The sequence below is a fragment of the Burkholderia sp. COPS genome (assembly GCF_019425585.1).
In the GTDB taxonomy this organism is placed as follows: domain Bacteria; phylum Pseudomonadota; class Gammaproteobacteria; order Burkholderiales; family Burkholderiaceae; genus Burkholderia; species Burkholderia cepacia.
Genome location: NZ_WIXR01000001.1, coordinates 24,093 through 48,200 on the forward strand (window position 1 = coordinate 24,093; position 24,108 = coordinate 48,200).

Annotated in this window: 28 protein-coding genes and 1 tRNA gene; 12 read left to right on the forward strand and 17 right to left on the reverse strand. The window is 68.3% G+C overall.

The window, feature by feature from the left end:
- Positions 1 to 71: 71 nt before the first annotated feature.
- Positions 72 to 1,181: a lytic transglycosylase domain-containing protein gene (locus FOZ70_RS00125; RefSeq protein WP_042973113.1), complete on the reverse strand. Its 1,110-nt coding sequence runs from the start codon at positions 1,179 to 1,181 to the stop codon at positions 72 to 74.
- 430 nt (positions 1,182 to 1,611) lie between these two features.
- On the reverse strand, positions 1,612 to 1,806 hold the full coding sequence (locus FOZ70_RS00130) for a hypothetical protein (RefSeq protein WP_124475170.1): 195 nt from the start codon (positions 1,804 to 1,806) through the stop codon (positions 1,612 to 1,614).
- On the opposite strand from FOZ70_RS00130, the gene FOZ70_RS00135 reads away from it, so the two are divergent.
- Complete coding sequence (locus tag FOZ70_RS00135) at positions 1,778 to 3,334, forward strand: UbiD family decarboxylase (RefSeq protein ID WP_059590274.1); 1,557 nt, start codon at positions 1,778 to 1,780, stop codon at positions 3,332 to 3,334. The two genes, FOZ70_RS00130 and FOZ70_RS00135, sit on opposite strands and share 29 nt — an antisense overlap.
- Before the next feature lie 58 nt (positions 3,335 to 3,392).
- Positions 3,393 to 4,061, forward strand: a complete 669-nt coding sequence (locus FOZ70_RS00140; protein ID WP_048024200.1) for a LysE family transporter — start codon at positions 3,393 to 3,395, stop codon at positions 4,059 to 4,061.
- Between the two features lie 124 nt (positions 4,062 to 4,185).
- On the opposite strand, the gene FOZ70_RS00145 is transcribed toward FOZ70_RS00140, so the two are convergent.
- A complete protein-coding gene (locus tag FOZ70_RS00145; protein ID WP_021157078.1) occupies positions 4,186 to 4,488 on the reverse strand; it encodes a hypothetical protein in 303 nt (100 codons plus the stop codon).
- A 516-nt stretch (positions 4,489 to 5,004) separates the two neighbouring features.
- Between FOZ70_RS00145 and FOZ70_RS00150 the strand changes: the two genes are divergently transcribed.
- On the forward strand, positions 5,005 to 5,934 hold the full coding sequence (locus FOZ70_RS00150) for a DUF2520 domain-containing protein (protein ID WP_219704719.1): 930 nt from the start codon (positions 5,005 to 5,007) through the stop codon (positions 5,932 to 5,934).
- Positions 5,935 to 6,009: 75 nt separating this feature from the next.
- Positions 6,010 to 6,573 (forward strand): YggT family protein, encoded by a 564-nt coding sequence (locus tag FOZ70_RS00155; protein WP_006488584.1) that lies wholly within the window; start codon positions 6,010 to 6,012, stop codon positions 6,571 to 6,573.
- A 12-nt stretch (positions 6,574 to 6,585) separates the two neighbouring features.
- On the opposite strand, the gene FOZ70_RS00160 is transcribed toward FOZ70_RS00155, so the two are convergent.
- From FOZ70_RS00160 to FOZ70_RS00180, 5 genes are all read right to left on the reverse strand, one after another.
- Positions 6,586 to 6,936, reverse strand: a complete 351-nt coding sequence (locus FOZ70_RS00160) for a DUF190 domain-containing protein (RefSeq protein WP_219704720.1) — start codon at positions 6,934 to 6,936, stop codon at positions 6,586 to 6,588.
- Positions 6,937 to 6,959: 23 nt separating this feature from the next.
- Positions 6,960 to 7,346, reverse strand: coding sequence for a fluoride efflux transporter CrcB (crcB, locus tag FOZ70_RS00165; protein ID WP_021157075.1), 387 nt, complete (start codon positions 7,344 to 7,346; stop codon positions 6,960 to 6,962).
- 199 nt (positions 7,347 to 7,545) lie between these two features.
- A complete protein-coding gene (locus FOZ70_RS00170) occupies positions 7,546 to 8,418 on the reverse strand; it encodes a Sir2 family NAD-dependent protein deacetylase (protein ID WP_059619138.1) in 873 nt (290 codons plus the stop codon).
- A 184-nt stretch (positions 8,419 to 8,602) separates the two neighbouring features.
- On the reverse strand, positions 8,603 to 8,983 hold the full coding sequence (locus tag FOZ70_RS00175; RefSeq protein ID WP_021157073.1) for an NUDIX hydrolase: 381 nt from the start codon (positions 8,981 to 8,983) through the stop codon (positions 8,603 to 8,605).
- Positions 8,980 to 9,579 carry an NUDIX domain-containing protein gene (locus FOZ70_RS00180; RefSeq protein ID WP_021157072.1) on the reverse strand — a complete coding sequence of 200 codons (600 nt, stop codon included), beginning with the start codon at positions 9,577 to 9,579 and terminating at the stop codon, positions 8,980 to 8,982. The genes FOZ70_RS00175 and FOZ70_RS00180 overlap by 4 nt, the downstream gene beginning before the upstream one ends.
- An 81-nt stretch (positions 9,580 to 9,660) precedes the next feature.
- On the opposite strand from FOZ70_RS00180, the gene FOZ70_RS00185 reads away from it, so the two are divergent.
- The 3 genes from FOZ70_RS00185 to FOZ70_RS00195 all read left to right on the forward strand — a co-directional run bounded on the left by FOZ70_RS00185 (position 9,661) and on the right by FOZ70_RS00195 (position 11,717).
- Positions 9,661 to 10,416, forward strand: coding sequence for a DeoR/GlpR family DNA-binding transcription regulator (locus tag FOZ70_RS00185; protein ID WP_021157071.1), 756 nt, complete (start codon positions 9,661 to 9,663; stop codon positions 10,414 to 10,416).
- A 150-nt stretch (positions 10,417 to 10,566) separates the two neighbouring features.
- The gene (locus FOZ70_RS00190; RefSeq protein WP_021157070.1) at positions 10,567 to 11,178 is read left to right on the forward strand and encodes a chromate transporter; all 612 of its coding nucleotides are present in this window, start codon (positions 10,567 to 10,569) and stop codon (positions 11,176 to 11,178) included.
- Positions 11,175 to 11,717 (forward strand): chromate transporter, encoded by a 543-nt coding sequence (locus FOZ70_RS00195; RefSeq protein ID WP_048024209.1) that lies wholly within the window; start codon positions 11,175 to 11,177, stop codon positions 11,715 to 11,717. Before FOZ70_RS00190 ends, FOZ70_RS00195 begins: the two co-directional genes overlap by 4 nt.
- Before the next feature lie 83 nt (positions 11,718 to 11,800).
- Here the strand turns inward: FOZ70_RS00195 and scpB are convergent, their stop codons facing one another.
- From scpB to FOZ70_RS00210, 3 genes are all read right to left on the reverse strand, one after another.
- A complete protein-coding gene (gene scpB, locus FOZ70_RS00200; protein WP_021157068.1) occupies positions 11,801 to 12,610 on the reverse strand; it encodes a methylmalonyl-CoA decarboxylase in 810 nt (269 codons plus the stop codon).
- Entirely contained in the window at positions 12,607 to 13,830 is a 1,224-nt protein-coding gene (locus FOZ70_RS00205; RefSeq protein ID WP_059856460.1) for a CaiB/BaiF CoA-transferase family protein, read from the reverse strand. Before FOZ70_RS00205 ends, scpB begins: the two co-directional genes overlap by 4 nt.
- 61 nt (positions 13,831 to 13,891) lie before the next feature.
- The gene (locus FOZ70_RS00210; RefSeq protein ID WP_219704721.1) at positions 13,892 to 15,214 is read right to left on the reverse strand and encodes an MFS transporter; all 1,323 of its coding nucleotides are present in this window, start codon (positions 15,212 to 15,214) and stop codon (positions 13,892 to 13,894) included.
- Positions 15,215 to 15,384: 170 nt separating this feature from the next.
- Here FOZ70_RS00210 and FOZ70_RS00215 point away from each other — a divergent pair, with 170 nt between their 5' ends.
- Both FOZ70_RS00215 and FOZ70_RS00220 read left to right on the forward strand, forming a co-directional pair.
- A complete protein-coding gene (locus tag FOZ70_RS00215; protein ID WP_021157065.1) occupies positions 15,385 to 16,314 on the forward strand; it encodes a LysR substrate-binding domain-containing protein in 930 nt (309 codons plus the stop codon).
- A 123-nt stretch (positions 16,315 to 16,437) separates the two neighbouring features.
- On the forward strand, positions 16,438 to 16,779 hold the full coding sequence (locus FOZ70_RS00220; protein WP_060309549.1) for an SMR family transporter: 342 nt from the start codon (positions 16,438 to 16,440) through the stop codon (positions 16,777 to 16,779).
- Between the two features lie 12 nt (positions 16,780 to 16,791).
- Here the strand turns inward: FOZ70_RS00220 and FOZ70_RS00225 are convergent, their stop codons facing one another.
- The 3 genes from FOZ70_RS00225 to FOZ70_RS00235 form a co-directional block, all read right to left on the reverse strand.
- Positions 16,792 to 17,952, reverse strand: coding sequence for an enolase C-terminal domain-like protein (locus FOZ70_RS00225; protein ID WP_219704722.1), 1,161 nt, complete (start codon positions 17,950 to 17,952; stop codon positions 16,792 to 16,794).
- Between the two features lie 371 nt (positions 17,953 to 18,323).
- Positions 18,324 to 18,668, reverse strand: coding sequence for a cupin domain-containing protein (locus FOZ70_RS00230; RefSeq protein WP_219704723.1), 345 nt, complete (start codon positions 18,666 to 18,668; stop codon positions 18,324 to 18,326).
- A gap of 236 nt (positions 18,669 to 18,904) precedes the next feature.
- Positions 18,905 to 19,570 (reverse strand): Imm72 family immunity protein, encoded by a 666-nt coding sequence (locus FOZ70_RS00235; RefSeq protein ID WP_258025504.1) that lies wholly within the window; start codon positions 19,568 to 19,570, stop codon positions 18,905 to 18,907.
- A 76-nt stretch (positions 19,571 to 19,646) separates the two neighbouring features.
- Here FOZ70_RS00235 and FOZ70_RS00240 point away from each other — a divergent pair.
- Positions 19,647 to 19,721, forward strand: a tRNA-Gly gene (locus tag FOZ70_RS00240).
- A gap of 133 nt (positions 19,722 to 19,854) precedes the next feature.
- Positions 19,855 to 20,622, forward strand: a complete 768-nt coding sequence (gene trmB / locus FOZ70_RS00245; RefSeq protein WP_021157058.1) for a tRNA (guanosine(46)-N7)-methyltransferase TrmB — start codon at positions 19,855 to 19,857, stop codon at positions 20,620 to 20,622.
- 110 nt (positions 20,623 to 20,732) lie between these two features.
- Here trmB and FOZ70_RS00250 read toward each other — a convergent pair whose 3' ends face one another.
- The 3 genes from FOZ70_RS00250 to FOZ70_RS00260 form a co-directional block, all read right to left on the reverse strand.
- The gene (locus FOZ70_RS00250) at positions 20,733 to 21,563 is read right to left on the reverse strand and encodes an undecaprenyl-diphosphate phosphatase (protein WP_021157057.1); all 831 of its coding nucleotides are present in this window, start codon (positions 21,561 to 21,563) and stop codon (positions 20,733 to 20,735) included.
- 81 nt (positions 21,564 to 21,644) lie between these two features.
- A complete protein-coding gene (locus FOZ70_RS00255; RefSeq protein WP_021157056.1) occupies positions 21,645 to 22,226 on the reverse strand; it encodes a DUF1439 domain-containing protein in 582 nt (193 codons plus the stop codon).
- On the reverse strand, positions 22,223 to 22,540 hold the full coding sequence (locus FOZ70_RS00260) for a YkgJ family cysteine cluster protein (protein WP_034195806.1): 318 nt from the start codon (positions 22,538 to 22,540) through the stop codon (positions 22,223 to 22,225). Before FOZ70_RS00260 ends, FOZ70_RS00255 begins: the two co-directional genes overlap by 4 nt.
- Before the next feature lie 171 nt (positions 22,541 to 22,711).
- On the opposite strand from FOZ70_RS00260, the gene hemN reads away from it, so the two are divergent.
- Positions 22,712 to 24,103 (forward strand): oxygen-independent coproporphyrinogen III oxidase, encoded by a 1,392-nt coding sequence (gene hemN, locus FOZ70_RS00265; protein ID WP_027788157.1) that lies wholly within the window; start codon positions 22,712 to 22,714, stop codon positions 24,101 to 24,103.
- Positions 24,104 to 24,108: the final 5 nt, after the last annotated feature.

Here is a 24,108-nt window from a genome sequence, read left to right on the forward strand (position 1 = left end):
AAAAGGCACCCTGATCGGGTGCCTTTTTCATGTCCTGCCGGCGGAACCGAGCAGTGCGCTAGCGCCGGGCGTTACGCGCCGAGCTCCGAACGGTCGCCGTGCGACTTCGCGGTATCGACGCTCGCGTCGTCCTGCGGCGCGGCTTCCTTCGATGCCGTCGACTTCGCCGACGTCGTGGTTTCGAGCGTCGCATGCACGCGCTTCGCGCCGCCCGCTGCCGCCGTCACGGCAGCGGCCGTGACGATCGGCTTCGCCGGCGCCTGCGGCGCGTTGACCGGCACGCTGCGGCCGTGCGACACGTCGCGCAGGCGACTGCGCTCGGCCATCACCTTCGCGCCGTATGCGGTGTCGTCCGGGTTCGTCGAGCCGTTGTACAGGCGCAGGCCGTTCGCGAGCGAACCGCCACGTGCAATGCAGTCCTTCAGCACGAGCGCACCGACCTGGAGGTTCGCGAGCGGCTGCAGTGCGGTATCGGTGCCGCCGAAATACTCGAACTTGTCGGAATGGACCTTCGACATGACCTGCATCAGGCCCTTCGCGCCGACGCCGCTTTCGGCGTACGGGTTGAAGCCCGATTCGATCGCCATCACGGACAGCAGCAGCAGCGGATCGAGGCCGACGTCACGGCCGGTCTGGAACGCAGCCTTGACGAGCTGGCCGAGCGGCTCCTGCGCGACGCGGTAACGGCGCGACAGGTAGGTCGCGACCAGCGCCTGCTCGCGATTCGACGCGAGCGCACGGTCGTCACGCGCATCGGCCGCCACGCGCTGGGTCGGGATCAGCTTCGCCAGCGCAACGGGCGACGGGCCGTTGCGGGCGGGATCGGATGCATCGCCCTGCGCGTTGGCTTCCGGTGCGACGTCGAGGCCGACCGCAAGCGCGTCCGTTTCAGGGCTGTCTTCCTGCTGCGGCTGCGCGCCGGCAGGCGCGAAGTTCGGCAGCGGATGGCCGGTCAGCAGACGGGCCGGGCCGGCTTGCACGGCCGCGGATACGACCGGCATCAGCTTTGCGGCAAGCGTGCCGCGCACGGTTGGCAGCAGCCACAGTGCGAGTGCAACCGCGACCGCGAGACAGCCAACAACGCTGAATAGATGGTGACTGACACGCGTCCCGCGACGCAGCATGCTGCGCACGAATTGCGCATGCTGCTCACTAGGACGCCACGATAACCAAGCGTTCATTCAGATCATCTCCCATGAACATGACTCGTGCGGCTCGCTCAGCTCGATGGCGAGACAGGTAACGCGCCGCGGAATCACGACGCCGCACGCCTTGGTCGGGGCGTGCAGACATCGGGGAAACGGTATAAGTACCGTTCGAGGCCACGGTGTAAGAGGGCCGGCACCTTCGCACACTGGGCGAGGCGGGCATACGCGGTGGCACCCACGCAAAAAACCAGCGTCTGGTGGCGCTGGCTGAGACTACGACTAAGGCCGTCGGATACGCCGTGCAGGTATCGGCGGACGGTGACGCGCTGCGTCAAAGATCGGTGATTGGCGGCTCGAAGCCTTTTACCCTGCAGCCAATGTGAGCGGATTCTAGCAGGGTTTTATAGATCGTCAACACTATAAAACCTTGAAATTATAACAAAAAGTAATTTACGGACACTCTTCAGATCGCGAGCCCCGTGCCGTAGGGGGTTTGCGCGCGGTCGACTTTTTTCTCCGCCGGGCGGGCATGCGGCAGCGCGGGTAAAATCGTCGGTCGATTCGGGGCCGCAGCCGGCCGCTGCGCCCGCCCATCGCTGCCCGCCACGCGGGTGGCCCGGACCATCTTCATGAAATACAAAGACTTACGCGATTTCATCCAGCGCCTCGAGGCGCTCGGCGAACTGCGGCGCGTCACGCAGCCCGTGTCGCCCGTGCTGGAAATGACCGAGCTGTCCGACCGCGTGCTGCGCGCCGGCGGCCCTGCGCTGCTGTTCAACGCACCGACCGGCTACGATTTCCCGGTGCTCGGCAACCTGTTCGGCACGCCGCGCCGCGTCGCCCTCGGGATGGGCGTCGATGCGGGCGACGACGCCGCGCTCGATTCGCTGCGCGATCTCGGGCGCCTGCTGTCCGCGCTGAAGGAACCCGATCCGCCGAAGAGCCTGAAGGACGCCGGCAAGCTGCTGTCGCTCGCGAAGGCCGTGTGGGACATGGCGCCGAAGTCGGTGTCGTCGCCGCCCTGCCAGGAGATCGTCTGGGAAGGCGCCGACGTCGACCTGAACAGGCTGCCGATCCAGACCTGCTGGCCCGGCGACGCGGGGCCGCTCGTCACGTGGGGCCTGACGGTCACGCGCGGGCCGAACAAGTCGCGGCAGAACCTCGGGATCTACCGGCAGCAGCTGATCGGCCGCAACAAGCTGATCATGCGCTGGCTCGCGCATCGCGGCGGCGCGCTCGACTTCCGCGAATTCGCGCTGCGCAACCCCGGCAAGCCGTATCCGGTCGCGGTCGTGCTCGGCGCCGATCCGGCCACGACGCTCGGCGCGGTGACGCCCGTGCCCGATTCGCTGTCCGAGTACCAGTTCGCCGGCCTGCTGCGCGGCAGCCGCACGGAGCTCGCGAAGTGCCTGACGCCCGGCGTCGACACGCTGCAGGTGCCCGCGCGCGCGGAGATCGTGCTCGAAGGCTTCATTTATCCGCAGGAAGGCACCCCCGCCCCCGCTCCGGCCGGCGCACCGCCGCGTCCGGCCGGCAACGCGTCGGCCGCGTACGAACACGCGCTCGAGGGTCCCTACGGCGACCACACCGGCTATTACAACGAGCAGGAGTGGTTCCCCGTGTTCACCGTCGAGCGCATCACGATGCGCCGCGACGCGATCTACCACTCGACCTACACGGGCAAGCCGCCCGACGAGCCCGCGGTGCTCGGCGTCGCGCTCAACGAGGTGTTCGTGCCGCTGCTGCAGAAGCAGTTCACGGAGATCACCGACTTCTACCTGCCGCCCGAAGGCTGCAGCTACCGGATGGCCATCGTCCAGATGAAGAAGAGCTACGCGGGCCATGCGAAGCGCGTGATGTTCGGCGTGTGGAGCTTCCTGCGGCAGTTCATGTATACGAAGTTCATCGTGGTCGTCGACGAGGACGTGAACATCCGCGACTGGAAGGAGGTGATCTGGGCAATCACGACGCGTGTCGACCCCGTGCGCGACACCGTGATGGTCGACAGCACGCCGATCGACTATCTCGACTTCGCATCGCCGGTGGCCGGCCTCGGTTCGAAGATGGGGCTCGACGCGACCAACAAGTGGCCGGGCGAGACCAGCCGCGAATGGGGCCGCCCGATCGAGATGGATGCCGCCGTGAAGGCGCGCGTCGACCGGCTCTGGCAGGAGATCGGACTCTGACGCCACGCGGCCGGCGCCCGCCGGCCCGTGGATTGCCATTGCAACAAGAACAACGAAGATGACCTTTCCGCCCGCCTCCATGCTGTCCGACGGCTTCTTTCTGTCGCTGTCGCTCTGTCTCGACATCGGCCTCGTGAACGTCGCGATGCTGTCGCTGACGCTGTCGCACGGCTTCCGGCCGGGCTTCTGGCTCGGCATCGGATCGTGCGTCGGCGATCTCGTCTATGCGGCGCTCGCGCTCGCGGGAATGGCCGTGCTGCTGCAATTCGAGCCGGTGCGCTGGATCGTGTGGATCGGCGGCGGCGCGGTGCTGCTGTTCCTCACGTGGAAGATGGCGCGGGAAGCGCTGGCGCCGGCCAAGGCGGCGGGCGACGATGGCGAGGATACGCCGCAGCCGCGTGCGAGCGCGCGGCGCAGCTTCCTGCGCGGCATGCTGCTCGCGATGTCGTCGCCGAGCGCGATCCTGTGGTTCGCAGCGGTCGGCGGCGCGCTGATCGCGAAAGCCGGCGCGACCACGCCGGCCACCGCGTCGGTGTTCCTGTCGGGCTTTTTCCTCGGCGGCCTCGCATGGACGCTCTTCATGTGCACGCTCGCGAGCCAGGGCCGCAAGCGCGCGGGCGCGGGGCTGATGCGCGCGTGTCACGTCGCGTCGGCGCTGCTGTTCGCGTATTTCTCGTATAGCGTGATCGTCGGCGGCTACCGCGACCTGATCGTGCACGCGGTGTAATCGCAGCCGGCCTGCACGGGCCGCTCACCGAGGCCGGGCGGCAGCCCGAAAAGAAAAACGGCGCAGCGCCCCGCTCGGGACGCTGCGCCGTTTTGCCACGCGCGGTCAGGCCGCGCGGGACGAATCAGCGACGCCAGCCGTGATGGCCCCAGCCGCCGTAACCATGGCGCCAGTACGGGCGACCGTAGTAGCCGCCATAGCCGCCGACGACCACGGCGGGCGGCGGCGCGTAGTAGGCCGGCGCCGGCGCGTAATAAACGGGCGGAGGCGGCGGCGCGTAGTACACGGGCGGCGGCGGTGCATAAACGGGATACGCGGGTGCGACCGGGATACCGATGCCGACCCCGATCGACACGTGAGCCTGCGCAGCGCTTGCGGCACCCAGGCCCAGCGCGGCGGCGGCGATGAACGGAATGAGCTTTTTCACTTCGATTCTCCTGCTGGAGCGGTATTTTATGCGCCCCTGTCGGCAACGGCGGGCATGCACGTCGCATGGAAGCAATGTAGCGAAAACGCGCTCCTCACGTATCGGGCATTTGTTGCAAATTGCAATCGCACGCGGCCGGAACCGCCGTTCGGCGCGGCTCGCAGCACCTTCGGCGGGCCTTGCGGGCCGCGCGGTTCCGTCCGGCGAGTCGGGTCGCGACATGATGACCGGTCAGTCTTACCGGATACGGCGCGTGCGGCGGGCACGCGATCGTAATGAACGATTACAAATTCGAGACAAGATGCCGACGTTTCAAGTCGGACACCGGTTCGGTATATTTCGGGGTCGGATTCCAGGATCGTGAATCGACCGTGGTGCCCGGGCGTCGATAGATACGTCGTTCGCGCCGCGTAACTGTCAGCCACGCACGTGTCCGCACGGAAGCTGCCCTTTCGCGGCCCCGCCGTCATTCCTGCGATACTGGCGGTTGCTTCGTTTTCGCTTACGTTCGCTGCCATGTCCGTCCCCGACACACCCCGCCTCGGCTTCATCGGCGCCGGCCGTCTCGCACGCTGCGTCGCGCAGCGTTTCGCGCAGGCCGGCTTTCCGGTCGTCGCGATCGCGAGCCGCACGCCCGCATCGGCCGCAGCCCTCGCCGCGCGCATCGACGGCTGCCAGGCGGTCGACACGCCGCAGCAGGTCGCCGACGCCGCCGACCTGATCTTCCTGACGGTGCCCGACGACCATCTCGCGTCCGCCGCCGCGGCGCTGCGCTTCGACGCATCGCGCGCCGCGCGGCAGGCCGTCGTTCACTGCAGCGGCGCGTCGGCCGTCGCACTGCTCGATCCGGCGAAGCAGCAAGGCACGGCCACGGGCGGCTTCCATCCGCTCTACCTGTTCGGCGGCACCGACGCCGATCTCGCCCGCATCGACGGCTGCTCGGTCACGATCGAAGCCGACGGCGCATTGCATGCGACGCTGATGCGACTTGCCGCCGCACTCGGCTGCCATCCGCTGTCGATTCCGGCCGGCGGCCGGATGCTTTATCACGCGGCCGCGCACTACGCGGCGAGCTTCGCGCTGTGCGGGCTGGCGGAAGCGGTCGAGCTGTGGCGCGGGCTCGGTTTCGACGAGGAAGCCACGTTGCGCGCGCTGCTGCCGATGCTGGCCGGTACGATCGAGACCGCACGCGACAAGGGGCTCGCGAACGCGCTCTCGGGCCCCGTGTCGCGCGGCGATACGGGCATCGTCGAACGCCAGTTGGCACTGCTTGAAACGCTGGGCGGCGATCACGCGACGCTGTACGCGTTGCTGACGCGCCGCGCGGTCGCGCTCGCGGCGCAGCGCGCGACGCCGCCGGCGTCGCTGCCGGCGCTCGTCGAAGCCGTCGAAACGTCGCTCGCGCGCACGGCCGCGCCCCCCTCCCCGTCGCGAGACGAGGCGTGATAAGGTGTCGGCCGATGCGCCGCCATCCGGCGTTGGCGGCCGCACGCTACTGACCGTATAAAAAGGATGCCAACGATGTTCGGCGAGATCGCCCGTTTTCTGCTCAATACCGTCTTCACGCTGTTCGGCGCCGCGCTGATCCTCCGCGTCTGGATGCAGGCCGTCCGCGTGCCGCCGTACAACCCCGTCACGCAGGCCGTGCTGCAGGCGACCAACTGGCTCGTGCTGCCGCTGCGCCGCGTCATCGCGGGCGTACGCGGCATCGACTGGGCCAGCGTCGTCGCCGCCCTCCTCACCGCGCTCGTCTATGTCGTGCTGATGGTCGTGATGGCCGGCTTCGACCCGGCCGCGGTGATCGCGACGCTCGTCGTGGTCGCGCTGCTCACCGTCGTGAAGTGGGCGCTCAATCTCGTGATCTGGATGACGATCCTGATGGCGCTGCTGTCGTGGCTCAACCCGCGCTCGCCGGCCATGCCGATCCTCTACCAGCTCACCGCGCCGTTCCTGAACCCGCTGCGCCGCGTGATCCCGAATCTCGGCGGCATCGACCTGTCGCCGATCCTGCTGTTCGTGATCGTGCAGGTGCTGCTGATGATCGTCACGCGCGCCGCCGTGTCGCTGACGATGTTCGGCATCTGACGCCGTCGCCCCCTACACCGCCGGCCCGTGCACCGGCGGTGCGCCGAGCGTGTCGATCACGCCGAATTGCGCCGGCATCATCGCGTAGCACACGCGCACCTTTTCCTGCGACAGCCTCGCGAGCAAGCGCTGCGCCTCGTCCTCGGTGACGATGAATTCGACCTCGATCGCGACCGACCCCTGCAGCTCGAAGAAGCGGTCCTCGTGCAACACGCGATGCTGGCCGAAGCCGGCCATCGCGCGAAACGCGGAACCGCCCGCGACGCCCATCCGGTTCGCCTCCTCCAGCAGCCATTCCCACAGCGGCTTCCAGTGCAGCCGGTGCTGCTCGTGCACGTAGAAGCGCAAGAAGATCCTGTCCATCGCTCCCTCCGATGGCGGCACGCTCAGGCCGCCGCGAGCCATGCGCGCGCGGTCCACATGCCGAGCGCCGTCAGCGCGAACGATCCAGTCAAGTGTAGGGCAGCCACCGCAAACGCCCATCCCAATTCGCCCTGCAACGCATGCGTCATCACTTCGACCGAATAGGTCGAGAACGTCGTGAGGCCGCCGAGAAAGCCCGTGATCACGAACAGCCGCCACTCGGGCGGCAACCCGACGCGAGTCGTGAACACGACGGCAGCGATGCCGATCACGTAGCCGCCGATCAGGTTCGCGGCGAGCGTGCCGAGCGGCACGGCGGGAAAGAATTCGTTGAGCGCGAGGCTCAGGAACCAGCGCAGCAATGCGCCGAGCCCGGCGCCGACGAAGATCGCGACGATCGAATAGAACAAGGGCGCTCCCGTTCGATGAAGCGGCTGGATTCAGCCGCCGGCCCCGGTCGCCCGGGGTGATGTCCGGGCCGCACGCATGCGGCGCGCGTGCGGGCGGCACTGGCTGAACTGTATGCGGATTCGCGTCGCGCCTGCAACGGCCGCCACCGGCGGGATGCCCGCCCGTTCGCGTGGCGGGTACCCGCACGTTCACACACGGTCACGCGCGTTGCCAGGCTGCGTCGAGCGCGCCCAGCGTCGCCAGCGCGCCGCCCTTCAGGCCGATCACGTCCGCACGGCGCGCATGCGCTTCACGCGCGTTGATGCGGATCACGTCGGCGCCGAGCCGTTCGCTCAGCAGGCGCACGGTCGGGATCGCGGTGCCCGCGCCGATCTCGACCACGGCGACACGCCCGGCCCGCGCGATCCAGTCTTCCAGCGCGCGTTCCTGCGTGTCGTAGCGCGCACCGAGCCAGCCGGTGTCGCCGAACATCAGGATGTTCGGCCGCGCGAGGCCGCCGCAGCGCGGGCAGCGCGGCATTTCGCCGACGAGGCGGCAGGTGGTTTCATCGACGTCCGGCACGAACGGCGCCGCATCCCACGTGTCGTCCGAGCAGGGGCGCAGGCACTGCATCGCGTGGATCGAACCGTGGATCTCGACGATCCGCGCCGGATCGAAGCCGGCTTTCTGGAACTGGCCGTCGACGTTGCTCGTCAGGACGAAGCCGCCGTTCGGCATCGCGTCGATCCAGCGGCGCAGGATCGCGAAGCCCGCATGCGGCACCGTCGCACGGTAGAGCGCGAGGCGGTGCCCGTAGAAGCCCCATGCGAGCGGCGCACGCGCGCGGAACGCGTGCGGCGATGCGATCTCGTGGAATTCGAAGCGCTCGTGGCGCAGCGCCGGATACGCGCGCCAGAACCCGTCCGTGCCGCGGAAATCGGGCAGCCCGGAATCGACGCCGATACCGGCGCCAGCCGTCACGAGCAATGCGTCTGCGCGTGCGAGCGCGGCAACGGCGGAAGCGACGAGATCGGCGGGCAGTTGCGCGGCGGCAGCAGCAGCAGTGAAATCAGCGGAATCGGAGAGCGGCATGACGGGGCGTCGGTGGCGTCGGACGGTGCGCGGGTGGCGTCGCGATCATACGCCGGTTCGCGCGCAGCGCGGCATGCATGAGGTGCACGATGCAACGGCATGACGCGACGCTCGCCCGGCCGCGGGCGGTGCGGGCGAGCGACGCGCGGAGCCGCCTGCACCGCCTTGGCCGGGCACCTCCTGTTCAGCGATCCGAGTCGTCCTGCACGACCGGAATGTCGTCGACCGAGAAATAGACGGCCTTGCCGAGCTGCCGCGCGAGGGCGACATCCGCGTCGGCTCCGCGCGACGCGCCGTCGATCCGCCATACCGCATCGCAGCGGCGCAGCAGCCGGTGCGCGGCCGGATACAGGAACGCCTCGCTGACTGCGTCGCCGACCTGTCGCGACCCGGCCGCGACGGCGAGCGGCAGCGACACCCACTCGCCGATCATCGGCACATGCCCGCGGCGATACACGGCGAGCGCGGCCTCCTCCAGCCGGTGCAGGTTCGCGGCGATGCGCGCGGGGTCGCCGTCCGTGCCGCTGCGGTAAGGGCCGGCGACCAGCACGAGCAGCGGCGTCATGCCGTGCGCGCGCCGGCGGTTTCCCGCAGCGCGACGTACTGGAGCAGCATGATCGTCTTCGCGTCGACGATCTCGCCGCGCTCGACCGCATCCAGCGCCGCCTGCAGCGGCATCTCGACGACCTCGAGATCCTCGCCCTCCTCCGCGACGCCGCCGCCGTCGCCGGTGCGCAGCGACGCATCGTATTCACCGACGAAGAAATGCAGCTTCTCCGTCACCGAGCCCGGGCTCATGAACGCCTCGAACACCTTGCGCACGCCGCGCACGCGGTAACCGGTCTCCTCCTCGGCCTCCGCGCGGATGCGCGCCTCGGGCGTCGCGTCGTCGAGCAGGCCGGCGGCGGCCTCGAGCAGCATGCCGTCGTGTCCGCCGACGAACGCCGGCATCCGGAACTGCCGCGTCAGCAGCACGTCGCCGGTATCGGCATTGCGCAACAGGATGGTCGCGCCATTGCCGCGATCGTAGGTCTCGCGGCTCAGGCGCTGCCACGTTCCGTCGCGGCGCAGGAAATCGAACGTCACCTTCTTCAGCACATACCAGTCATCGGACAGCACCGTCGTATCGACGATGCGGACACGGTCCCGCGTTGCAGCCATCCCAGCCTCCGGTTCGACAAAAGACGGTGCCCATGGTAACGTGCAGATTCGTGCAATTTCAAGAAAATTCGTGCAAACCCGATGCTGACGACACAACGCAAGAAAGCGATCCTCGACGCACTCGCGCGCGACGGCCAGGTGCTGGCGGTCGAGCTGAGCGCGCAATTCGGCGTATCCGAAGACACCGTCCGCCGCGACCTGCGCGAGCTGGCCGCCGAGGGCCTGCTGCAGCGCGTGCATGGCGGTGCGCTGCCGGCATCGCCGGCAGTTGCGCCGTTCGCGCAGCGCGAAACGCTCGAGACGGCGGAAAAGCGGCGCATCGCGCGCCGCGCCGCGGAGATGATCGCGCCCGGGCAGGTGGCGATCGTCGATGGCGGCACCACCTCGGCGCTGCTCGTCAGCCAGTTGCCGGCCGACCTGCGCGCGACGATCGTCACGCACAGCCCGAGTGTCGCGGTGGCGCTCGCCGCGCATCCGTCGATCGACGTGATCCTGATCGGCGGGCGGCTCTACAAGCATTCGATCGTCGCCGTCGGCGCGGCGGCCATGGAAGGCATTGCACGCATCCACGCGGATCTTTACTTCATGGGCGTGACGGGCGTGCATCCGGTTGCGGGGCTCAGCACCGGCGATTTCGAGGAAGCGGCGATCAAGCGCGCACTGGCCGAACGCGCGGCCGAGACCGTCGTGCTCGCGTCGCAGTCGAAGCTGCGCGCGGCGTCGCAGTTCGTGATCGGCGAGCTGACGCTGGCGCACACCGTGGTGGTCGAAAAGGAAACCGACGCCGCGTTGACGAAGCCGATCGAAGCGGCGGGCGTGACGGTCGTGCGTGCGTAGCGTCGGTCGTGGCCGTGGCGGATGGGCTGGATATGTCCGTCGTATCACCTGCGTGCTTTCATCACGCCAACACCTCGCCGATGTCAGCGTGCTGACAGCGTCCGCTTGCTAACATGGGCGCCCACCCCATCGCCACGCACTGCACGCCCGATGCCCCCGCCCTCCGCCACCTCCCCGTCGGCGCCGCCCGCAGGCGACGCGCCGACGCCCGGCGTCCTCGCACTGTTCATTGCGTTCTCGCAGATCGGCCTGACCAGCTTCGGCGGCGGGCTCAGCGGCCGGATGATGCGCGACTTCGTGTACGAGCGCCGCTGGCTCGACGAGGAGGCGTTCCTCAACGGCCTCGCGCTGTCGCAGGCGCTGCCGGGCGTCAACGTGAAGAACCTCGCGATCTGGATCGGCTACCGGCTCGCCGGATGGCGCGGCGCCGTGGCCGGCTTCACCGGCATCATCGCGCCGCCGGCCGTGCTGATCGTGTTGTTCGGCATCGCGTTCTCGACCCTCACGCGCTTTCCGCTCACGCACGTCGCACTCGCCGGCGCGGCGGCCGCCGCGATCGGGCTGTCGATCTCGATGGCGATCACCGCCGTGCGTCGGTTGCCGCGCCGCGCGCTGCCGTTCGCGGTGACGGCGCTCACCTTCGTGTCGGTTGCGGTGCTGCACTGGCCGCTGGTGTGGACCGTGCTGGTCGGCGGCACGCTGAGCGTCGCGCTCGAATACCGCCGCGCAGCCGCCACACCGGCCGGGCGCGACACACGATGACCGCATCGCAACGCTACGCCGCGCTGTTCGGCGTGTTCGCGCCGCTGTCGATCGCGACGATCGGCGGCGGGCAGGCGATCATCGCCGACATCCAGCGGCAGGTGGTCGACGTGCATCACTGGATGACCGCCACGCAATTCGTGAACGATTTCGCGATCGCGCGAATGGCGCCGGGCCCCGGCTCGCTGCTGGCGACGCTGATCGGCTGGCAGGTGGCCGGTTTCTGGGGCGCGGTGATCGCGACGCTCGCGCTGTTCGGCCCGACGGCGTTCCTGATCTACGGCGTCGCGCATCTGTGGCGGCGGCACCAGGGCGCGCGCTGGCAGATCGCGCTCGAGGGCGGCCTGCGCCCGGTCGCGGCCGGCATGATCCTCGCGTCGGTGTGGGTGCTGCTGCAGGCGCTCGACGGCGGCTGGGCCGCGCGCGCGATCGCGGTCGCGTCGACGCTGTGCGTGATGTATACGCGCGTCCATGCGCTGTTGTTGATCGCCATCGGCGCGCTGCTGCTCGTCGGCGTGCACGCGATCGGCGGCGCGTAACGCACGCCGCCTCGCGCCGCGGAACCGCTCGCGCACGTGAACGCAGCGGGCCTGTTCACGCCGATAGCGGGCTTGCGCCGGCCCTACGCGCCGCGAAACACCGGCGCGCGCCGCTCCGCAAACGCGCGCAGCCCTTCGTCGAAGTCCTCGCCTTCGCACGCGTGCCGGCGCAACTCGGCGATCCGTTCGAACGCGTCGGCCGGCAACGGCCGCGCATCCTGCAGCACGCGCAACTGCTCCTTCACCGCGTGCACCGCGAGCGGCGCCTTCGCGGCGATCGTGCGCGCGACGTCGAGCGCCGCCTCGTCGACACCGCCGGCTTCCGCCAGCCGGTTCACGAGCCCGTGATGCGCGGCGCGTTCCGCATCGAGCGGCTGCGCGCAGAAGAACATCTCCTTCAGCACGTGGATCGGCAGGTTGTCGTGGAAGCGCAGTAGGCCGCTCGTCGAATACGGCAGGCCGATGTTCGCGGGCGTCATCGCAAAACGCGCATCGCGCGCCGCGACCACCAGGTCGCAGCTCATCACGAGATCGACCGCCCCGCCCCACGCCGACCCCGACACCGCCGCGATCACCGCGCCCGGATAAGTCCGCACGCGCCGCAGCGCCCGTTCGAGCGGCTTGCCGTACGCGAGCGGATCGCGATCGTCGGCCAGCTCGCGCAGATCGTGCCCCGCGCTCCACACGTCGCCGCTGCCGTCGTTCGACAGGATCACGACGGGCGGAGGACGGTGTTCGGCCAGCGCATCGAGGCGCGCGACGAGCGCATCGAGCAACGGCGCGTCGAGCGCATGCCGTCGCGCCGGATTCGCGAACCGCACGCGCGCGATCCGTTCGCCGACCATGTCGACCGTCACGCGCGACGCGCCATCGTGTTTCGTCGTGTCGCTCATTGCACGGCCTCCGCCGCCGCTTCCGCCTGGAAGATCGCGCGCCCGGCCAGCAGCGTGTCGATCGCGTCGTCGTCGTAGCCCGCTTCGCGCAGCACGTCGACCGTATGCTCGCCGAGCAGCGGCGGCGCATGGCGCGTGCGCGGCGCCGGCACCGCGTCCCCCATCCCGCCGAGCGGCGTGACGACCTGGCGCAGCGTGCCGAGCGTCGGATGCGCGACCGGTTCGACCAGCCCGCAATGCGCGAGCTGCGGATCGTCGAACACTTCGTCGAGCGTGTTGATCGGCCCCGCCGGCAGCCCGGCGTCGACGAATCGTTGCGTCCATTCGCGCTTGCCGCGCGTGCGCAACCGGCCTTCGAGCAGCGCTTTCAGTTCGTCACGGTGCGCGACACGCGCATCGTTGGTCGCGAAGCGCGGATCGTCCGGCAGTTCGGGCAGATCCAGCAACTGGCACAGCCGCAGCCACATGTCGGTCGTGATCGGCGCAAGGTTGAGCGGCCCGTCGGCCGTCTCGAACACGCCGTACGGCGCGATCACCGCATGCGCATTGCCGGTGCGGCGCGGCACGTCACCGAGGCTCAGGTAGCGTTGCCCGTGCACGCTCAGCAGCGACACGAGGCTTTCGAGCAGCGACGTGCCGACATGCTGCCCGCGCCCCGTGCGCTCGCGCTCGAACAGCGCCGCCACCACACCGGTCGCGACCCACATCCCCGAGCTGAGATCGCCGATCGCGGTGCCCGTGCGGGTCGGCTCGCCGTCGGGAAAACCGGTGAGGCTCATCAGCCCCGCGTAGCCCTGCGCGACCTGGTCGAAGCCCGGCCAGTCGCGCAACGGGCCGCGCGGGCCGAACGCGGTGACGCTGCCCATCACGAGCCGCGGATCGCGCGCGCTCAGCGCGGCGTAACCGAGCCCCATCGCGTCCATCGTGCCGGCCTTGAAATTCTCGATCACGACGTCGGCCTGCGCGATCAGCCCGCGCACGACGTCGAGGCCGGCCGGCTGCCGGAAATCCACGCAGATGCCGCGCTTGTTGCGGTTGCAGGACAGGTAGTACGTGCTCACGCCGCGATCGAACGGCCCCCACGCGCGGCTCATGTCGCCGTGCGGCCCCGACTCGACCTTGATCACGTCGGCGCCGAGATCGGCGAGCACCATCGAGCAGAACGGCCCCGACAGCGCGCGGCTCAGATCGACGACCCTGATTCCTTGTAATGCCTGCATTCCGGACTCCTGATATTGATGACTGGGTGTGGCTTGTTTCCGAACGATCGCGGCGCACCGCTCATTCGGGCAGCGTCTGATGGCGCGTTTCGACCGCGAACGGCAGGATCAGGATGCCGAGCCCGAACGCGGCCGCGGTCCATGCGACCGGCACGCCGAGCGATCCGTAACCGTGAATCGCGGCGCCGAGCAGGAAGTTCACGCCTGCGCCGATGAAGCGGCCGACCGACGCGTTGAACGCGAACGCGGTGGCACGCACGCGTGTCGGGTACTGCTCGGGCAGCCACAACGAGAAGATCGCGAAATTGCCGCCGAAGAAACCGAGGAACGCGAGCGACACCATGAATGCCGCGAGCCCGTTCGGCTGGTAGAACGCCCAGCCGAACGCGAACACGATCGAACCGGCCATGCCCGCGAAATACACACCGAGCGCCGTGCGCCGGCCAAGCCGTTCGGAGAGCCACGGCGCAACCAGGCAGCCGGCGATCGTCGCGCACGACAGGATCGCCGCGCCGATCGACGCGAGCCGCAGCGCGCCGATGTGATCGATGCCCGCACGCGCCGCCAGCGTCGTGACCGCGCTCGCCTCATACACGGAGCCGGCCCACAGCCCGACGATCGCGACGCCGACCAGGCTCGCGCTCGTCAACGTGCGGCGCAGGAAGGCCGGCGCGAAGATCTCGCGCAGCGGATGCGCGCGCCGCGCGTCGGCCACGTCGCCGTCGCGTGCGTCGTGCCGGCGCCACTGGCCGGGCTCCTTCACGCGCATCACGGTGAACACGGCGAGCAGCGCCGGCGCGAGCCCGCACAGGAACATCGCGCGCCACCCGTAGGTCGCGCCGATCGTGTAGTTCAGGCACGCCGCGATGAAGAAGCCGAAGTAGTAGCCCGTCTGCAGGTAGCCGGCGCCCATCTTGCGGCGGTCTTCCGGCCAGCTCTCGGCCACGTAGGTGCCCGCGAGCGCCCATTCGCCGCCGACGCCGATCCCGGCGATCAAACGGCACGCCGCCAGTGCCCACACGTCGTGCACGAACGCGGCCGCGCCGGTGAACACCGAATAGATCAGGATGCTCGCGGCGAGCGTGCGCACGCGGCCGAAGCGGTCGGCGAGCGGCCCCCAGATGAACGACAGCCCCCAGCCGATCAGGAACAGCGCGAACAGGATCGAGCCGTACATCCCAAGATTCACGGGCGTCGCCGCGATGCCGGACGCCGGCAGCAGCTCGGTCAGCGCGGGAATCAGCACGAGCGCATAGATCACCGAATCCACGCCGTCGAGCACCCAGCCCGCATACACGGCCCAGAAGCCCTTGACCTGCTCGCGCGTGAGCGGCGTGCGCCGCGGCTTCGCGCCGGCCGCCGGCGCGTCGATCGCCTTGAACATCTTCGTCTCCTTGCCGGCGGGGCCGGCGCTTTTGCCGCGTCCGGTCCGGGATGGCCGGCAGGCTGGCTCTTGTGTGAGACGAGTATAGAAACCCCATCGATCGGGGAAAAATATGATATTCATCTTGCTCGATCGGATTGGCTTATGGCTTGAATCGGGAGGCGGCGGCGATGGACTTGAGGCAGTTGCGCTATTTCGTGAAGGTCGTCGAATGCGGCAACGTCACGCATGCGAGCGAGGCACTGCATGTCGCGCAGCCGGCGGTGAGCCAGCAGATGCGCAATCTCGAACAGGATCTCGGGATGCAGCTGCTCGAACGCAGCGTGCGCGGCGTCGCGCCGACCGCCGCCGGCCGCACGCTGTACCGGCATGCGCTCGAACTGCTGCGCCAGGCCGACGGCACGCGCGAGCTGCTGCGCCGCGACGCCGACACGCCGCAGGGCCGCGTGACGGTCGGGATGCCGTCGAGCACCGCGCGCGTGCTGGCCATTCCGCTCGCCCGCGCGGTGCGCGACCGCTATCCGGGCATCATGCTGGAGCTGATCGAGGCGCCGAGTGCCGATCTCGACACGCTGCTCGAACGCGCACGGCTCGATCTCGCGATCGTCGTCGACGCGGTCGAGACGCGCGGCATCGCGATCCACCGGCTGCTGACGGAAACGCTGTACCTGATCACGTGGCCCGAATTCCCGGTGCCGGACGATCCCGTGCCGCTCGATGCGATCGCACGGATGCCGCTCGTCCTGCCGAGCGCACCGAACACGATCCGCAACCGTGTCGAATGGGCGATGCGCGAGGCCGGGCTGTCGTACGAGATCGGCTTCGAGGCGAGCTCGACCGGGCTGCTGTTCGCGGCCGTGATGGCGCAGCTCGGCGTGACGATCCTGCCGTGGACGGCCGCGCACGTCGAGATCGAGGAACGCAAGCTCAAGCTGTCGACGGTCGCGCACCGGCTGTTCGCGCGCGACCTGTCGCTGTGCTGGCACGATACGGCGCTCGTCAGCAACGCGGTGCAGAAGGTGAAAGCCGAGATCGTCCGGCTGTTCGACACGCTCGGGCAGCGACCGGAGTGGGCGGCCGGCAACACCGACCGCGCATGACTGGCGCGGCGCATGCCTTGTATTGCCCTTCCGCGCGTACTAAGCTGCTTTCGTTCTGGGTACCGCTGACACCTCCACTTCTCCTCGCCGCTCGGTATAAGCGTCGAGGGAAGGAGGCCGTTCGTGTCCCCGCTCCAGTCTGCCTGGCTTCTGCTGGGCGTCAGTGTCCTCGCCGAAGTGCTCGGCTCCGTCGGCCTGAAGTTTTCGGCCGGCTTTTCCCGCCCGCTCCCGTCCGCGCTCACCGTCGTCTGTTATGCCTGCGCCGTCTGGCTGATGGCGCTCGCGACGAAGCGGCTCGAAATGGGGCTCGCGTACGCGAGCTGGGCCGCCGCCAGCACCGCGGCCACGGCCGTGATCGGCATCGTCTGCTTCGACGAATCGGTGTCGTCGCTGAAGCTCGCCGGCATCGCGCTGACCGTTTGTGCGCTCGTCGCGCTCAACCTCGGCGAGGCGGCGACGCGCTGACCGCTTTGGGTGTCAGCGGCCCGATACCGCGCGAAACGCGCGATGCGCGCCGGCATGCCGCTCGAAACCGATGCCCGGTGCCTGCGGCGTGCGCGCAAAACCTGCGTCGACGGTTGCGCCATCGGCGAGCCCGCTGAACGGATCGAACGCGAACGGATTGACTTCCGCACCGCCGAGCCCGAGTGCAGCGACGACGTGCAGCGAGAACAGGTGGCCGCCATGTGGCCAGAACGCGTCGCGCCGCCAGCCGCGCGATGCGAAGTGCTCGACGATCTGCAGGTATCCCGGCAGCCCGTAGCAATGCACGGGGTCGAACACGAGCACGTCGCGGTCGGGACGCAGGCCGCCGTAGCGGTCGAGCAGCTTCGCTTCCGCGAGCGAGAACAGCGCTTCGCCGGCCGCGATCGGCGGCGCGTAGCGCGTGGCGACGTCCGCCTGGAGCGGCAGGTCGAGCGGATCGCAGATGTCCTCGAACCACCAGAGGCCGAACGGCTCGAGCATCGCGACGGCAATATCGACGGTCGTCGCGTCGTACGTGTTCATCGCGTCGACCGCGAGATGCGAACTGTCCGCCAACTGCGTGGCGGCCGCTTCGATGCGCCTGCTGTCCTGAGCGACGTCCGTGCCACCGATCTTGATCTTCGCGTGCGTGTAGCCAAGGTCGGCAATGCGGCGCATCTCGTCCGACAGACGCGCGAGATCGTCGTGCGGATAACGATAACCACCGCCCGCGTACACACGGACGCGCGGTGCCGCCGTGCGTCCAAGCCAGTCGGCCAGAAAGCGATTGAGCGGCAGGTCGGCGATTTTCGCGGCGGCGTCCCAGATCGCCATGTCGAGCGCGCCGATCGCCACGCAGCGTTCGCCGTGTCCGCCGGGCTTTTCGCCGGCCATCATCGCGCGCCACGCGCGGAACGGGTCGAGGTTCGTGCCGGCTTCGTCGGCGAGCGCGTCGGCGGCGGCCAGCAGGCGCGGCGCGAACCGTTCGCGGATCAGGCCGCCCTGCGCGAAGCGGCCGACCGATGCGTAGCCGTAGCCCGTCACGGGGCGGCCGTCACGCACGACGTCGGTGGTGAGCGCGACGACACTCGTCGTCAGGCCGCCGGATGGAATGACCGGGTCGGCATAGCGGGAGACGGGAATCGTGCGTTCGCGGATGTCGGTGATACGCATGGTCGGGATTCCGGGAGTAGCGACCGGCGCAAGCGAACGAGGTACGCGATGCGACCGGAACGGTGGGCGGATCGCTGCATCATAGGGGTTTGGGCGATGACGCGCAGGCCGGCGCGGCGATCGCCTTTTCGAATCGGCCGGCGCACCGCCTGGACGGAATGCGCCGGTGTGTGCCGGCTTGAACGAGCACGTGGTTGAACGCATCGCCGGGGCTGGCGATTTGACCGCGCCCCGCGATACGAATGCCCCGGCCAACCGCGCACACCGCATCGGCCACGCAGTCGCGCGAAAGCGTGCGGTCGCCCGGAGGGCGCGAACCTCGAAGGTATCCGGACGACGACGGTATGCGTGGCTCGAATCTACCGGCCCGCTCAGGCGAAGACGAAGTACTTGCGCACCGTCTCCACCACTTCCCAGGTTCCTTTCATGCCGGGTTCGATCACGAACACGTCGTCGGCTTTCAGGTGCACCGACTCCTCGCCTTCCGGTGTGATGATGCAGTAGCCATCGAGGAAGTGGCAGTACTCCCATTTCTCGTAGTTCACCTCGAACTTGCCCGGCGTGCAGATCCAGGTACCCATGATCTTGCTGCCGTCCTTGGAGAGGTACGCGTTGAGGTTCACGGTGTGCGGATCGCCGCCGATACGCTTCCACTTGGTCGCGTCAAGGACCGGCGTCGGGCAGGTTTCGCGCAGAACGGTGATGAAATCGGACATGTCAGCTCCAGACTAACGTTCGTGTAAAGGGCTTGTCACGTTAGTGCGAAAGCGTGGTCGGGACTTGCATGCTTCCGACACCGACTCGTCTATTTTCGACACCGGCCTGCGGGGAAGCGCACGACCGCCGCTTTTCGTTCGGTGTTGGCGTTGCGGTGCCGCCTGACGATGCGGCCGGGCTTTGCCAGTAACCGGTGCGCGGACAAGCGCTCTCCGGGCAAGGCGTGTAGCCTCGGTTACGCGACAGGCTTGGGGAAGTAAGTTTCCTCCTCCGCCGGAATGCTGCCATCCCGGTAACGCTCGTCTTCCCACAGCAGCCGCCAGCGCACCTCGTGCTCGTCGTTCGTACCTTCCAACAGATACTTGTGGGCAACACTGCCTTTGAGGAAGTAGCTCGGACAGCCCACCTTGCCGAACGGAAACCACGGCTCCCAGATCCCCTCGACAGGAATCTCCTGGTCGCTGCAAACCTCGCCGCTTGCGGATTCGTTCTTCGGCGGACAGGGAGGAAGCGATGCAGGATAGGTGCGACCGGGTGGCCAATATCGCCATGCAGGAAGGGGCGCGTTTTCGAACATGGATTCATAGGTCCAGTGCTCGAATACGCGGGTCCCGCCATCCGCACGTGTTCCGTATGCAAGCATCCCGGTATAACCGAATCCGACCGTGCACTTGAGCGCGTAGCAAATCAATCTCTCGATCCCCCCCCCCTCCGCGAACCCGGTGGCATACACCGGGTCCGAAAAATTGGTGTCCTTCAGTCCCAGTGAATGAAAGAACGGATCGTATGTACGACCGATTTCAAGTGCACTCCGTCCAAACAACAGGTCGCAGCCTGGACAGTAGATCCCGTGAATACGAGGGCTCACCCGCCACTGCGCGCGACGCCAACGCTCCGGCATCGAGCCCTGTCAGTTGCTCTGCGCCGAACCTCCCGCTTGCCATCCCGACCCGAACCCCTGTAGAATCACGCGTTCTGCGGGCGTCGTATAATGGCCATTACCTCAGCTTCCCAAGCTGATGACGTGGGTTCGATTCCCATCGCCCGCTCCACTTTCCAGCTGCATCGCAGCCTGCGCAAAAGCCGCCTCGTCGAAGGCGGCTTTTTTGTACCATGTGCCGGTTCACCCGGCGCACTGCTGCGCGCAACGGGCCCTCGCCCGCAACCGAGCCTTTCTCTGTACCGATGATGCACGACGATCCGAACGAAGCCGGCCTGCCGCCGCACGACGACGCCATTCCCGACGAAGCCGCCGAAGGCGCCGACGCCGTCAATCCGCTGCACCACCGCCGCATCCGCAGCTTCGTGACGCGCGCCGGCCGCGTGTCGACCGGCCAGCGCCGCGCGCTCGACGAACTCGGCCCGCGCTTCGTGGTGCCGTATGCGCCGGAGCTGCCCGACTGGAATGCGGTGTTCGGCCGCAGCGCGCCGCGCATCCTCGAGATCGGCTTCGGGATGGGCGCATCGACCGCAGAAATCGCCGCGAACCGCCCCGGCGACGACTTCCTCGGCGTCGAAGTGCACGAGCCGGGCGTTGGCGCGCTGCTGAAGCTGATCGGCGAGCAGGATCTGCCGAACATCCGCATCATCCAGCACGACGCGGTCGAGGTGCTCGAGCACATGCTTGCGCCGGAAAGTCTCGACGGCGTGCACATCTTCTTCCCCGACCCGTGGCACAAGGCGCGCCACCACAAGCGCCGGCTGATCCAGCCGCCGCTCGTCGCGCATCTCGCGTCGCGCCTGAAGCCCGGCGCATACATTCACTGCGCGACCGACTGGCAGAACTACGCCGAGCAGATGCTGGAAGTGCTCGGCGCGGAACCGACGCTCGAAAACACCGCCGCCGACTACGCCCCGCGCCCCGACTACCGCCCGGTCACGAAGTTCGAACGGCGCGGGCTGCGCCTCGGCCACGGCGTGTGGGACCTGGTATTCCGCAAGCGCGCCGGCTGAGCCTTCCCGCTGCGGCGGCGCATGCCGCCCGGATCCGGATAAAAAAAGCCCGATCGGTTATCTGCCGATCGGGCTTTTCTCATTGGAGGCGCGCCCGCCTCCGTGCCGCGTCACGCCCAGTTCAGCCAGCCGCTGTACCCGACCAGCAGCACGAACAGTCCGAACGCGATCCGGTACCACGCGAACACCGTGAAATCGTGCGTCGCGACGTAGCGCAGCAGCCAGCGCACGCACACGAACGCACTGACGAACGCGGCGACGAGGCCAAGCGCGAACAGGCCGAGCGAATCGACGGTGAACGCCTGCCAGTCCTTGACGGTTTCATAGAGTGTCGCGCCGAAGATGATCGGAATCGCGAGGAAGAACGAGAATTCGGTGGCGACGCGCCGGTCGAGACCGAACAGCATCCCGCCGATGATCGTCGAGCCCGAGCGCGACATGCCGGGAATCAGCGCGAAGCACTGCGCGATGCCGACCTTGAGCGCATCGAGCGGGGTCAGCGCGTCGACCGACACCACGCGCGGCGGCTCGCTGCGTTCGCGCTGCCGCGCCTCGGCCCACAGGATGATCGCCCCGCCCACGACGAGCGCGAACGCGACGGGTACCGGCGAGAACAGCACCGCCTTGATCTTCTTCTCGAGCAGGAGGCCGAGTGCGATCGCGGGAATCGTCGCGATCACGACGTTCAGCGTGAAGCGCCGCGCATCGGGCCGGCTGGGCAGCCCGGATACGATGGACGCGATCCGTTGCCGGTATTCCCAGCAGACCGCGAGAATCGCCCCGAACTGGATCACGACGTCGAAAGTCTTCGCGTGCGAATCGTTGAAATTCAGGAAGCTGCCCGCGACGATCAGGTGACCGGTGCTCGACACCGGCAGGAATTCCGTCAGCCCCTCGACGACGCCGAGGATCAAAGCCTTGCAGATCAGGATCCAGTCCATCCGTGGCCCAACTCCGAAATGGTCGAATGAATGGGCCACTCTTCCACGCGCGGCCCCCCTCCGGCCGGGCGCGGTTCGCCGTCACTTTTCGACGATCGCCACGCGTATGCCGTTTGTAAGAATCGTAATTGTACCGGGTTCGTAGTTCACCCCGGCAAATTGCAGCTGTTCGGGCTTGAACGTGTAGATCGGATAGTTGGTCAGCAACTGCGTCGCGAGCAGGCCCGCGGCCGCGCCGACCTGTTGCGCGTACATCTGCGCGTCGCCGTCGAGCGCGAGGCTGTCGACGGCCGGCGACTTCAGCACCACCGAACGGCTCGGTGCGTCGTAAGCAAGCTGGCCCGACACGGTGAACTTGCCGCTGACGGGCGCGCGCAGGAACGGGCTCGCGAAATGCGCATCGAGCTGCACGGCGACGCGGTTCTGGTCGGGCAGCAGGTTGACGGCCGGGTTCGCGAGCGACACGTCGACGACCTGCGCGACCGTCTTCTGGTACGGGAACTTGCGGGCGACGGCCTTCTGCACGTCGCCGCGCGAGAACGTGTAGTGATCGGGGATGAACGGGAAGGTCGACGCGCAAGCGGCGAGCGACAGCGTCACGCCGATGGCGCCGACGGTTGCGGCGAGGAAACGGCGCCGGCCGGGCGCGCAAGGTGCGGTCATGCTGAACACTCTCCTGGTTGCGACGGCCGCGTCGCGGCCTCGAGACGCGTGAGCCACGCGAGCGCGTCGTCGCGCGACGCGCCGCACATGTCCGCGGCAGGCTGCAGCCCCGAACAGCACGCGGGCCGCTCGGGGCGGCCGAAGATCCGGCAGCGCAGGTCGTCGCCGAGCTGCACGCAGCGCACACCGGCCGGCTTGCCGTCGGGCATGCCCGGAATCGGGCTGGAAATCGACGGCGCGATGCAGCACGCGCCGCAGCCCTCGCGGCACGCATGCGGCGGCGGGACATCGGCAGGCGCCGGGCGGACAGGCATTTCGACGGACACTCGGCTCTCTCGAACGAACAACAAAAAACGGTGCGGCAACCGGACGCGGTGCCGGCAGCCCACCCCGCATTGTGCCATCGCCGGCTGCGACGTTATTACACAATGCAGCTCAATCGCGCGTTTATATACTCGAAAGCATCTAAAAAGCGCGAGACCATCATGCGTTCCGGTTCTGCCGACTCAATGTTCCGTCCCGATTTGCTCGCGAAATACGGCGCGAACGGGCCGCGCTATACGTCGTACCCCACCGCGCTGCAGTTCCGCGACGATTTCGACCCGGCCGACTACCTGCGCGCGGCGAGCGACCCCGGCGCCTCGTCGAGCGAGCTGTCGCTGTACTTCCACATCCCGTTCTGCAACACCGCGTGCTTCTACTGCGGCTGCAACAAGATCGCGACCAACAACCGCCGCCGCGCACGCCCGTATCTCGAGCAGCTCAAGCGCGAGATGGCGCTGCAGGCCGCGCTGTTCGATCCCGCGCGCCCGGTCACGCAGTTGCACTGGGGCGGCGGCACGCCCACCTTCCTGTCCGACGACGAAACGGCCGAGCTGATGGCGGCCACGCGCGAGCACTTCGCGCTCGCGCCGGATGCCGACGCCGAATTCTCGATCGAGATCGATCCGCGCACGGTCACGCCCGCCACGCTCGTCCACCTGCGCAATATCGGCTTCAACCGGCTGAGCCTCGGCGTGCAGGATTTCGACCCGGCCGTGCAACAGGCGATCAACCGTGTCCAGCCGCGCGCGATGACGGCCGACCTGCTCTCCGCCGCGCGCACGACGGGGTTTCATTCGGTGAGCGTCGACCTGATCTACGGGCTGCCGCACCAGACCGTTGCCGTCTTCGCGCGCACGCTGGAAACGATCATCGAACTCGCGCCCGATCGGCTGTCGGTGTTCGGCTACGCGCACATGCCGCACCTGTTCAAGATGCAGCGGCAGATCGACGATGCGACGCTGCCGCCGCCGGAAACGCGCATCGCGCTGCTCGGCCTCGCGATCGACATGCTGACGTCGGCCGGCTACGTGTACATCGGGATGGATCACTTCGCGCGGCCGTCCGACGAACTCGTGCGCGCGCAGCGCAACGGCACGCTGCAACGCAATTTCCAGGGCTACAGCACGCGCGCGGATACCGACCTCGTCGGTTTCGGCGTGTCGTCGATCGGCAAGGTCGGCGACGTCTACGCGCAGAACGCGAAGGACCTGCCCGCCTACGGCGCCGCGCTCGACGCGGGCCGGCTGCCGATCGCGCGCGGCGTACGGCTCACGCCCGACGACCGGCTGCGCCGCGACGTGATCACGCAGCTGATGTGCAACCTCGAACTGCCGTTCTCGCATGTCGAGGCCGCACACGGCATCCGCTTCGCCGATCATTTCGCGCGCGAACTCGACGCGCTGCGCCCGTTCGAGCGCGACGGGCTGCTGACGATCGCGGGCGACCGCCTGACGATCCATCCGGCGGGCCGGATGGTCGTGCGCAACATCGCGATGGCGTTCGACGCGTACCTCGGGCAAACGCAGCAGCAACGGTATTCACGCACGGTCTAGGGTCG